We start from the raw sequence: 10,738 nt of genomic DNA, 5'->3' as shown, positions 1-10,738 counted from the left end.
TAGCTAAGTGCGGAAGAGATAACCGCTGAAAGCATCTAAGCGGGAAACTTGCCTCGAGATGAGTCTCCCTGGGCACTAGATGCCCCTGAAGGGCCGTTGAAGACGACGACGTAGATAGGCTGGGTGTGTAAGCGTAGCGATACGTTGAGCTAACCAGTACTAATGACCCGAGAGGCTTAACCTTACAACACCGAAGGTGTTTTGAGACGACTCAAAAAACAATACTCAGCTTGTTCAAAGATTGGTTCTGATGGTTGTGCGAACGCGTAAGCAACGCATAACGGTTAGAATGAAACAGAATTTGCCTGGCGGCGATAGCGCGGTGGTCCCACCTGACCCCATGCCGAACTCAGAAGTGAAACGCCGTAGCGCCGATGGTAGTGTGGGGCTTCCCCATGTGAGAGTAGGGAACTGCCAGGCATCAAATAAGTGGAAAGCCCCTGTCGAAAGACAGGGGCTTTTTGCTATGCGAATTTTGGGTGGATTTACAAAAGCCTGCAGATCGCATGATGGATACAGCGCATGGGAAAGTTTGGTTTTTGGGTTCAGAAGCCCATTTTCTACCAGACATTACCTAATGGATCAGCGTGAACGGTAGCCTATTCCGCACTACCGACGGTTATTTTTGAGCCATTGGTGGATAAAAGTAGCAACCTGCTCTGGTTGATTGATATCAAGCACTGGAAGCATGGTGTCGATCTCACCATCTGCTGCAATCGCGATGACATACTCATCGAGCAAATCACTTAATTCTCTACCCAACGATTGGCGAAATAAGGCTATTTTAGCGATCTTCTCATGTTTGAACCCCTCAACCAGCACCAGATCGAGAGCTGATGCATCCATTTTCTCTGCTAGATGGTAAATATTGGGTTCTTCCTGTTCAGGAGTCTCCGTCATTAGCGCCCACCTTTGGCTGCTGGCGACAATCGTTTGTGCTGCGCCAGCCTTACGGAGCTCATAGCTATCTTTACCTGGCGTATCAATATCCATCTGATGATGCGTATGTTTAATGAGTCCGACTCGAACACCATGATGAGTCAGTAGCAGCGGGATGACGTGTTTAAGTAATGTCGTTTTACCTGTACCGCTATAAGCAGCAATAGCGAGCAAGGGGACACGATTAGGATTCACGGTGTTGATCCTCCCAATTGGATAAATCTTCAGGCGAATTCATATTGCGAAAGGCTTTAGGCTGATCGCTAAATGAAACTGCGTTTGCTCCAACCTGTTCCATAAATAGCATCAGCTTACGGTTTCCAAGATGCAGATAAGCTTCCAGCGTCTCAATAAGGTTTCTATTGATTAGGAGTAATGTGGGATGTGGACGTTCTCCGTCTGTGGCATAAGTCGCATTTGCTTCCCCACGTGCTTGCCATAAGCGGTGCACCAGATCGAGGGGGAGTGCGGGGACATCGCAAGGGACAAATACGACCCATTCGGATGGAGAAGCATGTAACCCACTCAGAATGCCCGCCAACGGGCCTGGAAAGCTTGCATCAAAGTCACCAATAATGCGGCAGCCACTTTGTGCATACACAGCCTGATTGCGATTAGCGCTGATCATGACCTCATCGACCTGTGCTTTAAGCCGAGACAGAACGTGCTGGTATAGCGGTACTCCGTTCAGTGTTATCAGACCTTTATCGTGCCCGCCCATGCGTGTTGCCCGTCCGCCTGCGAGAATAACGCCAGTAATCATTTTACTTTCCAAGTATCTATGCTCACTTTCTTCTGTTCTGAATGCTTTGAGGGATAAACCATGCGTTATTCTCTAAAAACTTTCGCTGAAGACCAAGTTCTTTCCTCATGTGCACAAGGCTGTTATTTTTATCACTATATGCTCAATATCGTTCAAACGGCTTCCGGCATATTGAAATTTATTGAGTACAAATCGTTTTTAAGGAGAAAAAAATGAAATGCCATCGCGTTAATGAGCTGATTGAACTGCTGCATCCAGCCTGGCAAAAAGAACCCGATTTAAATCTGGTGCAATTTTTACAAAACCTTGCACAGGAGGCGGGGTTCGAGGGGCAGTTAAATGAACTGACTGATGATATCCTTATTTACCATCTAAAAATGCGTGATGCAGATAAAGAACAAGTCATCCCCGGTTTGAAGAAGGACTACGAAGAAGATTTTAAGACAGCTTTGCTTCGTGCCCGGGGAGTTATTAAAGACTAGTGGAAAGGAATAACACGTTCATGATGCTAACTATTGCACGCATATCTCTTATGTCGCCTCTAACCATTTGTGGCCGTGATGAATAGTTCGATATTTAATTTCCAGACGCTATTCCCCGATCTGATCGTGGATGCCTTGCTGGATGTTGGGCTGCGCGTTGATTCTGGTTTGACGGCATTAAACAGTTATGAGAATCGGGTGTACCAGTTTGCGGATGAAGATCGTAAACGATTCGTGGTGAAATTTTATCGCCCGGAACGGTGGAGCGCGGCACAGATTCAGGAAGAGCATATTTTTGCCCAGCAATTGGCAGAAGATGAAGTCCCTATTGTCGCGCCCGTCTCGCTTAATGGGCAGACGTTGAATGTCTATGAAGGATTTCATTTTGCCGTATTCCCCAGCGTGGGCGGGCGACAGTATGAAATGGATAATGAAGACCAGCTAGAGTGGGTTGGTCGTTTTCTCGGCCGGATTCACCAGACGGGTCAGAAATCGTTATTCACCGAGCGTCCTACGATCGGGGTAAATGAATATCTGCATGAACCTTATCGGCTGTTGGAGACATGTCCGCTAATACCGAAAATACATCGACATGATTTTTTACAGGCGATCCGTCAACTGATTGATACAGTTGAAACTTATTGGCATAACGACTGGCGACCACTGCGTCTGCATGGGGATTGTCATCCAGGCAATATTTTGTGGCGTGATGGCCCGATCTTTGTGGATTTGGATGATGCCCGCAATGGTCCAGCAATTCAGGATTTATGGATGCTGTTGCATGGTGATCGTCGTGAACAACGTATTCAACTGGATATCTTGTTAGAAGCCTATAGCGAATTTGCGGAATTTCAGGAGAAAGAGCTCGCGCTGATTGAGCCTCTTCGTGCGATGCGGCAGGTTTATTATCTAGCCTGGGTTGCTCGTCGCTGGGAAGATCCTGCTTTTCCAAAAAATTTCCCCTGGATGACGGATGCTGATTTCTGGTTGAAGCAAACGGCAATATTTATTGGGCAAACTCAGCTGTTGCAGGAACCTCCTCTACAGCTAATGCCAATGTACTGAAATTAAATGGAGAGAGTGAAATTTATGAAAAGATTATGGCTTGCGCTGATTGGCGTTGTTCTGGCATTTAGTGCTTCTGCTGCAGAGTTTTCTGACGGCAAGCAATATGTAGAATTAGATAAACCTGCAACCCAAGAGCCCCAGGTTCTTGAGTTCTTCTCATTCTATTGCCCACACTGCTATCAATTTGAACAGGTTTACCACGTTCCAGATGCAGTAAAAAAAGCGTTGCCAGAGGGTACGAAGATGACACGTTATCACGTGGACTTCTTGGGCCCGTTGGGTAAAAACCTGACGCAGGCATGGGCTGTCGCTATGGCGCTGGGCGTTGAAGATAAAATTACCCCGCTGATGTTTGATGCCGTTCAGAAAACACAGACTGTACAAAAACCGGATGATATTCGCGAAGTCTTTGTGAAAGCTGGCGTGAGTGCGGAAGAATTTGATGGTGCTCTGAATAGCTTTGTTGTGAAATCTCTGGTTGCTCAGCAGGAAAAAGCGGCGGCAGATTTACAATTACGCGGTGTTCCAGCCATGTTCGTTAACGGTAAATATATGATCAAGAATGATGGTCTTGATACCAGTTCAATGGATGGATATGTAAAACAGTACGCTGACGTGGTGAAGTTCCTCATTACCAAGAAGTAATTATTTAATAAGTCATGCGGGTAAAACCGCATGACTTTATATACCCGTCATATTTCAAGTTGCCTGTGCGTTGGCTGCGTTCACTCACCCGAATCACTTACTCAAGTAAGCTCATCGGGATTCCTTCCCTTGCCGCCTGCCTGAAACTCGAATTATTTAGGGTATACCTTCCCGTTTTTCATCTTCTTATCTTTTATATCTCATCAGTTCGCAATATCTATTTATCTTTTTGTTTATATCCACAAATTGGATGACGGTTTTTCATGCCTTAAAAACAAACAGGTTATATTATAACTTCATGAAATTAATGAATATAAAAAAATAGCTTAAGATAATAGGAAAAATTAGCAATTAAGCGGGGGAAACTATTCACAAAGTTATCCACAGGAAGATCTTGCGAGGATCCATGCAAAATCAGCCAATATCTCACGTTAAGGATCGTCTCTTTCCCTGACCTATGGCATGCTTAGCGCTATGACAGACAACAACGATCACGGCAGGCTATGGCTCAGATTGCAGAAAACCCTTTAATACTGGTAGACGGTTCATCCTATTTGTATCGTGCTTATCACGCTTTCCCTCCGTTAACAAACAGCGCGGGAGAAGCAACTGGTGCAATGTATGGCGTACTGAATATGCTACGCAGTTTGCTGTTGCAATATCAGCCCAGCCACGTTGCCGTTGTTTTTGATGCGAAAGGGAAAACGTTTCGCGACGAGCTGTTCGAAAACTATAAAGCTCACCGTCCACCTATGCCGGAGGATCTACGCGAACAGATAGAGCCTCTGCATAAGATGGTGAAAGCGATGGGACTACCGCTTCTGGCGGTTTCCGGCGTAGAAGCGGACGATGTGATCGGTACGCTCGCCGTTCAGGCGGAAAAAGTGGGTAAGCCAGTGCTGATTAGTACCGGCGATAAAGATATGGCGCAGCTAGTGACGCCAAGCGTGACGCTCATTAATACCATGAATAACTCGATTCTTGGCCCACAGGAAGTGTGTGATAAGTACGGTATCCCCCCTGAGCTGATTATCGATTTTCTTGCGCTGATGGGAGATGCATCGGATAACATTCCCGGTGTACCAGGCGTGGGTGAAAAAACGGCTCAAGCGCTATTGCAAGGGCTCGGCGGGCTGGACTCGCTATATGCCAATCTTGATAAAATTGCCGGGCTTTCCTTCCGTGGTGCGAAAACCATGGCGCCGAAGCTTGAACAGCACAAAGACGTGGCCTACCTCTCTTATCAGCTCGCGACAATTAAAACGGATGTCGAGCTGGAACTTAGCTGCGATCAGCTCACCGTTAACGAGTTGGATGTGGATGAGTTGCATCGTCTTTTTTCCCGTTATGAATTTAAGCGCTGGTTATCAGATATTGAATCAGGCACTTGGATGCAGGGTAAAAAGAGTAGCCAGCCTGTTCAGGCGGCGAGTAACGCGGTGGTTGAGAAAGTTGCTGAAGAAAACAACGCACCTACGCTTTCTGCTGACGGTTATGTCACGATTCTTGATGAAAAAACGCTGCTCGATTGGGTTGAGCGTTTAAAACAGGCTGAGGTTTTCGCTTTTGATACGGAAACCGACGGGCTGGATACACTCACGGCTAATCTGATTGGTTTGTCATTTGCGATTAAGCCGGGTGAAGCGGCTTATTTGCCATTGGCCCATGACTATCTGGACGCGCCGGAACAGTTGGATCGCACCAAGATATTGGCCTTGTTCAAACCGCTGCTGGAAGATGAGAAGCTGCTTAAGATTGGCCAGAATCTCAAATTTGATAAAGGCGTGATGCAGCGGTATGACATCGATTTACGCGGCATCGCGTTTGATACCATGCTGGAATCTTATGTGCTCGACAGCGTGGCGGGCCGCCATGATATGGATAGCCTGGCCGAACGCTATTTGAATCATAAAACCATTACCTTTGAAGAGATCGCGGGTAAGGGTAAAAATCAGCTGACGTTTAATCAGATTGCGCTGGAACAGGCTGGGCCTTATGCCGCCGAGGATGCGGACGTTACGCTGCATCTGCACCAGAAGCTCTGGGGGAAACTCCAGCCGCATGCCGATCTGTGTCAGGTCTTCCAGACTATCGATATGCCGCTGGTGCCGGTTTTATCCCGCATCGAGCGTACAGGCGTACTGATCGATCCCGTCATTCTGGCTGAACACTCAAAAGAGCTCACAGCACGCCTGGCGGAGCTGGAAATCCAAGCGTATGAGCTGGCGGGTGAAGAATTCAATCTCTCATCGACCAAGCAGCTACAGGGCATTCTGTATGAAAAGCAAAAGCTGCCGATTCTGAAGAAAACGCCAAAAGGCGCGCCATCAACCAATGAGGAAGTGCTGGCTGAGCTGGCGCTGGATTACCCTCTGCCGAAGCTGATCCTGGAATATCGTGGCTTAGCCAAGCTGAAATCTACTTACACCGATAAGCTGCCGCTGATGATCAATCCGGCGACGAAGCGTGTTCATACGTCTTATCATCAGGCTGTTACTGCGACCGGGCGTTTGTCTTCCAGCGATCCGAACCTGCAAAATATCCCGGTGCGTAATGACGAAGGGCGCCGTATTCGTCAGGCATTCATTGCGCCTAAGGGCTACAGCATTGTTGCGGCTGACTACTCGCAGATCGAACTGCGCATCATGGCGCACTTATCGGGTGATAAAGGGCTGTTGAACGCATTCGCGAACGGGCTGGATATCCACCGGGCAACGGCGTCAGAAGTGTTTGGTATCGCGCTGGATAAGGTGACATCCGAACAGCGTCGCAGTGCTAAAGCGATCAACTTCGGCCTGATCTACGGCATGAGCGCGTTTGGCCTGTCGCGTCAGTTGAATATTCCGCGTAGCGAATCGCAGAAATACATGAACCTGTATTTTGAGCGTTACCCTGGTGTGCAGGATTACATGGAGCGGACGCGCCAACAGGCTGCTGAGCATGGCTATGTGTCCACGCTTGACGGTCGCCGTCTCTATCTGCCCGATATCCATTCTCGTAATGCGATGGCGCGTAAAGGCGCAGAACGTGCGGCGATTAACGCCCCAATGCAGGGCACTGCTGCTGATATTATTAAGAAAGCGATGATCGCAATTGACGATTGGCTACAGAAAGACACGCCGAAGGTGAAGATGATCATGCAGGTTCACGATGAGTTGGTTTTCGAGATTCATGATTCGGTTATTGAGGAATCCATTAGTAAAATCAAAGCATTAATGGAAGGTTGTATGCAATTGAATGTTCCGTTACAGGTAGACATCGGTACAGGCATGAACTGGGATGAAGCACATTAATGGCCGATTTTTATGCTATTTCTGTAATTAAATAACAGTATTGTGTGACCTGGTTTAACTTTGTGTAATCGATAACCATTTTCTATGAAAGTAAACAACAAAAAAGCCTTTGTTCCCGTGAAAAAATAGGGTAGAGTTAAAGACGTAGGGTACAGAGGTAAGATGTTCTATCTTTCAGACCTTTTACTTCACGTAATCGGATTTGGCTGAATATTAGCCGCCCCGCTCAGTTTTGAGCGGGGCGTTTTTTATGGGCTTTATCCAGGATTTTTGCCCTTAAAACGCGAGTAACTGCCTGATCGATAGCTGTGAGTCATCACGGTTTCGCGTGTGAAGAGAACGTCTCTGGTGGGCGATCATTGCGGGAAAGTGGGGGCGTGATGCGAGTGATGATACACTGCACCACGTGAAAGGATTATTCTGCTTCTTGTTCTTCTTCAGCGTGTGGCAGCGTGCTGAACCAGTTGTCCAATTTCTGCTGTAGTTTATCGACGCCGAGTTTTTTCAGTGACGAAAATGCTTCGACCTGAATATCACCCATAAATGGCAAGACAGCCTCGCGAACCATATTCAACTGTGTCTTACGTGCGCCTGAAGCCAACTTATCGGCTTTGGTCAGCAGCACTAAGACTGGAAGTTCAACATCGACAGCCCACTGAATCATTTGCTGATCGAGATCTTTCAGCGGATGGCGAATATCCATCAGTACAACCAGACCTTTAAGGCTGTTACGCTTTTGCAGGTATTCACCGAGCGCACGTTGCCATTTGATCTTCATTTGCTCCGGCACTTCGGCATAGCCATAGCCGGGAAGGTCGACCAAACGTACGCCGTCTACCACCTGGAACAGGTTAATCAACTGAGTACGGCCTGGTGTTTTACTGGTTCGTGCCAGGTTTTTCTGGTTGGTCAGCGTGTTCAGTGCGCTGGATTTTCCGGCATTAGAGCGCCCAGCAAAGGCCACTTCAATACCGCTATCTGTTGCCAGATGGCGAATATCCGGGGCGCTGATGATAAAACGCGTCATGTGGTAGTTATATTGCTGGGTCACGGTGGTTATCTCTATCTGGATCTCTGTCTGGTTGGGGATTATACCTGTAACTGACAATAAAGGCGGCTTTATCTGTCTCGAAATGCAGCAGACTGATGCGAAAAGAAAAGCCCAGCTGTCTGATGTGGACGCTTTTTTATTCGCGGGCTTTCTGCTAGATTCCGCCGCACTTCCCTTATATCTGTGTACCTGAGAACAATATTATGAACCGACCTGTCAAAGGGGCTGCCGATCAGGCAGGGAAACCCAAAGTAAAAAGAAAGACCCGCGAAGAGCTGGAGCGTGAAGCGCGCGAGCGCAAAAAAGATAAAAAGCATCGTGGCCACGCATCAGGCAGCCGAACTCAGGAAAAAGCATCCGCCGATCAGCGTTCTGGTCAGCGTAAAGTCGCCGATCCGCGTATCGGCAGCAAAAAGCCTGTACAGCTTGGCGTGTTGGATAGCGATATCGCTAAACCGAAGCCTAAGTCAAAGCCTTCTGAGCCTGTGGAGAAAGTCGTTGCTGCCAAGCCGACGATGTCACCGGAAGAAGAGCTGGAAATGTTAGAAAACGATACGCGCCTGGATGCCTTGTTGGATCGTCTGGATAGCGGCGAGACGCTGAGCGCCAAAGAACAATCATGGGTTGATGAAACGCTGGATCGTATCGACATCCTGATGGAAGAGCTTGGAATCGAGCTGGGTGATGATGACGAAGAAGAGCAGCAGGAAGATATGCTGCAGCTTTTGAAACGTAATAACCCGAAAGACACGTTCTAATCAATGAAATGGCTGTTTCTGTTCCTGATATTGCTGGTTGCGTTTTATCTGCTCTGTCTGTTCAGTAAACTATGGCTATTGTCTAAGCGTAAGCACCGGCTGCATCGCGCCCTGTTTAACGGGCGCGTGAATCAGGTTCGACGCCTACGCCCGAGACAAAAACGCCGGGAGCGTTTTTGAACGCCACAACGTGACGGCCCTTAGGGCGAGTCTCAGGGATGAGACGAGTAACAAAACGCCGGGAGCGTTTTTGAACGCCATTTTTTGGTGATCTGAAGGAGGGGAAGGATAACCCACCGAGTAAAAACTGGAAGGAGTGAGCGAATATGTCGATACCGTCCGTTGACTGGGATCTGGCCCTGATTCAAAAATATAACTATTCTGGGCCGCGTTATACGTCTTATCCCACAGCGTTAGAATTCAGTGAAGCTTACGATGAGCCTGCGTTTCAGCATGCCATTGCCCGTTATCCGCAGCGACCGCTGTCGCTGTATATCCACATCCCTTTTTGCCATCGGCTGTGCTATTTCTGCGGCTGCAATAAGCTGGTTACGCGTCAGCAGCATAAAGCGGATGAATACCTTGATGTGCTGGAGCTGGAGATTCGCCAGCGTGCGCCGCTATTCGTTGGACGAACGGTGACGCAATTGCATTGGGGTGGCGGTACACCAACCTACCTGAATAAAGTACAAATCAGTCGGCTAATGTCGCTGCTGCGTGAGCTGTTCTCTTTTTCCGATCAGGCTGAGCTGTCGCTTGAAGTCGATCCGCGAGAAATTGAGCTGGACGTCCTCGATCATCTGCGGGCTGAAGGATTCAACCGCCTTAGCATGGGCGTGCAGGATTTTAATAAAGACGTTCAGAAGCTGGTCAATCGTGAGCAGGATGAAGACTTTATTTTTGCTCTTATTGAGCGGGCAAAAGTGCTTGGCTTCACTTCAACCAATATTGATTTGATTTACGGCCTGCCGAAACAAACGCCGGAAAGCTTCGCCTTTACGCTACAGCGCGTTGCGGAATTAAACCCGCACCGGCTTAGCGTCTTTAACTATGCGCATTTACCCAGCCTGTTCGCCGCGCAGCGCAAGATTAAAGAAGCGGATTTACCGAGCGCGGAGCAAAAGCTGGATATTCTGCAACAGACGATTGGATCGCTGACGCAGTCGGGCTATCAGTTTATCGGGATGGATCACTTTGCTCGGCCGGACGATGAACTGGCGGTGGCACAGCGAGAAGGGAAACTGCATCGCAATTTCCAGGGCTATACGACACAGGGCGATAGCGATCTTCTCGGTATGGGTGTGTCGGCGATTAGTATGATCGGTGATAGCTATGCTCAGAACCAGAAAGAGCTGAAGCAGTATTATGCGCAGGTCAAAAATCAAGGGAATGGTTTGTGGCGTGGGTTACAGCTGATGCGTGATGACTGCCTCCGCCGCGATGTGATTAAGACGCTCATTTGTAATTTCCAGCTCAGCTATGCGCCCATTGAAGCGGAATACGCTATCGATTTTAAAACCTACTTTGAGCAGGATTTAGCGCTGCTGGCACCGCTGGTGGCCGATGGACTGGTCGATAGTCAGGAGGACGGGCTGGTGGTGACGCCGAAGGGACGGTTGCTGATCCGCAATATCTGTATGTGCTTTGATGTCTATCTACGTAGCAAGCTCAGAACGCAGCAATTTTCCCGCGTGATTTAGCTTCCTGAAGGCACCTTGCTGGAAATATGTGGCTATTCT

At 48.2% G+C, this 10,738-nt stretch carries 11 protein-coding genes and 2 rRNA genes; 10 read left to right on the top strand and 3 right to left on the bottom strand.

Annotation, left to right across the window (positions count from 1 at the left end; genetic code table 11):
- Positions 1-184, top strand: a 23S ribosomal RNA gene (locus QWJ20_RS19590); the annotation flags it as partial.
- A 120-nt stretch (positions 185-304) separates the two neighbouring features.
- A 5S ribosomal RNA gene (rrf, locus tag QWJ20_RS19585) occupies positions 305-420 on the top strand.
- A 189-nt stretch (positions 421-609) separates the two neighbouring features.
- On the opposite strand, the gene mobB is transcribed toward rrf, so the two are convergent.
- Both mobB and mobA read right to left on the bottom strand, forming a co-directional pair.
- A complete protein-coding gene (gene mobB, locus QWJ20_RS19580; protein WP_109413027.1) occupies positions 610-1,134 on the bottom strand; it encodes a molybdopterin-guanine dinucleotide biosynthesis protein MobB in 525 nt (174 codons plus the stop codon).
- On the bottom strand, positions 1,124-1,702 hold the full coding sequence (gene mobA / locus QWJ20_RS19575) for a molybdenum cofactor guanylyltransferase MobA (RefSeq protein ID WP_433993283.1): 579 nt from the start codon (positions 1,700-1,702) through the stop codon (positions 1,124-1,126). Before mobA ends, mobB begins: the two co-directional genes overlap by 11 nt.
- Positions 1,703-1,914: 212 nt before the next feature.
- Here mobA and QWJ20_RS19570 point away from each other — a divergent pair, with 212 nt between their 5' ends.
- The 5 genes from QWJ20_RS19570 (at position 1,915) to QWJ20_RS19550 (ending at position 7,400) form a co-directional block, all read left to right on the top strand.
- Positions 1,915-2,184 carry a YihD family protein gene (locus tag QWJ20_RS19570; RefSeq protein ID WP_005968263.1) on the top strand — a complete coding sequence of 90 codons (270 nt, stop codon included), beginning with the start codon at positions 1,915-1,917 and terminating at the stop codon, positions 2,182-2,184.
- Between the two features lie 78 nt (positions 2,185-2,262).
- On the top strand, positions 2,263-3,249 hold the full coding sequence (locus tag QWJ20_RS19565; protein ID WP_433993277.1) for a serine/threonine protein kinase: 987 nt from the start codon (positions 2,263-2,265) through the stop codon (positions 3,247-3,249).
- 24 nt (positions 3,250-3,273) lie between these two features.
- Positions 3,274-3,897, top strand: a complete 624-nt coding sequence (dsbA, locus tag QWJ20_RS19560; RefSeq protein WP_095701095.1) for a thiol:disulfide interchange protein DsbA — start codon at positions 3,274-3,276, stop codon at positions 3,895-3,897.
- Between the two features lie 503 nt (positions 3,898-4,400).
- Positions 4,401-7,190 (top strand): DNA polymerase I, encoded by a 2,790-nt coding sequence (gene polA, locus QWJ20_RS19555; protein ID WP_433993276.1) that lies wholly within the window; start codon positions 4,401-4,403, stop codon positions 7,188-7,190.
- 162 nt (positions 7,191-7,352) lie between these two features.
- Positions 7,353-7,400: a spot 42 RNA, inhibition of DNA synthesis gene (locus QWJ20_RS19550; protein WP_071892919.1), complete on the top strand. Its 48-nt coding sequence runs from the start codon at positions 7,353-7,355 to the stop codon at positions 7,398-7,400.
- Positions 7,401-7,605: 205 nt separating this feature from the next.
- On the opposite strand, the gene yihA is transcribed toward QWJ20_RS19550, so the two are convergent.
- On the bottom strand, positions 7,606-8,241 hold the full coding sequence (yihA, locus tag QWJ20_RS19545) for a ribosome biogenesis GTP-binding protein YihA/YsxC (RefSeq protein ID WP_072012453.1): 636 nt from the start codon (positions 8,239-8,241) through the stop codon (positions 7,606-7,608).
- Between the two features lie 203 nt (positions 8,242-8,444).
- Between yihA and yihI the strand changes: the two genes are divergently transcribed.
- The 3 genes from yihI (at position 8,445) to hemN (ending at position 10,699) form a co-directional block, all read left to right on the top strand.
- Entirely contained in the window at positions 8,445-8,999 is a 555-nt protein-coding gene (gene yihI, locus QWJ20_RS19540; protein WP_109413031.1) for a Der GTPase-activating protein YihI, read from the top strand.
- A 3-nt stretch (positions 9,000-9,002) separates the two neighbouring features.
- Positions 9,003-9,179, top strand: a complete 177-nt coding sequence (locus QWJ20_RS19535; RefSeq protein WP_162847971.1) for a hypothetical protein — start codon at positions 9,003-9,005, stop codon at positions 9,177-9,179.
- Between the two features lie 146 nt (positions 9,180-9,325).
- Positions 9,326-10,699: an oxygen-independent coproporphyrinogen III oxidase gene (gene hemN / locus QWJ20_RS19530; protein ID WP_433993275.1), complete on the top strand. Its 1,374-nt coding sequence runs from the start codon at positions 9,326-9,328 to the stop codon at positions 10,697-10,699.
- The last annotated feature ends 39 nt before the right edge of the window (positions 10,700-10,738 follow it).

It is taken from the genome of Pectobacterium sp. S5 (assembly GCF_051707265.1).
Taxonomy (GTDB): Bacteria; Pseudomonadota; Gammaproteobacteria; order Enterobacterales; family Enterobacteriaceae; genus Pectobacterium; species Pectobacterium polare.
The sequence above is the reverse complement of the archived record's forward strand: the minus strand, read 5'-3'. Positions and strand labels throughout refer to the sequence as shown.

What these genes read in the sequence shown, in the direction of transcription:
- hemN (WP_433993275.1), top strand. Translation starts at nt 9,326, where the DNA reads ATGTCGATACCGTCCGTTGACTGGGATCTGGCCCTGATTCAAAAATAT.
- mobA (WP_433993283.1), bottom strand. Translation starts at nt 1,702, where the DNA reads ATGATTACTGGCGTTATTCTCGCAGGCGGACGGGCAACACGCATGGGC.
- QWJ20_RS19565 (WP_433993277.1), top strand. Translation starts at nt 2,263, where the DNA reads ATGAATAGTTCGATATTTAATTTCCAGACGCTATTCCCCGATCTGATC.
- QWJ20_RS19570 (WP_005968263.1), top strand. Translation starts at nt 1,915, where the DNA reads ATGAAATGCCATCGCGTTAATGAGCTGATTGAACTGCTGCATCCAGCC.
- dsbA (WP_095701095.1), top strand. Translation starts at nt 3,274, where the DNA reads ATGAAAAGATTATGGCTTGCGCTGATTGGCGTTGTTCTGGCATTTAGT.
- QWJ20_RS19535 (WP_162847971.1), top strand. Translation starts at nt 9,003, where the DNA reads ATGAAATGGCTGTTTCTGTTCCTGATATTGCTGGTTGCGTTTTATCTG.
- yihI (WP_109413031.1), top strand. Translation starts at nt 8,445, where the DNA reads ATGAACCGACCTGTCAAAGGGGCTGCCGATCAGGCAGGGAAACCCAAA.
- polA (WP_433993276.1), top strand. Translation starts at nt 4,401, where the DNA reads ATGGCTCAGATTGCAGAAAACCCTTTAATACTGGTAGACGGTTCATCC.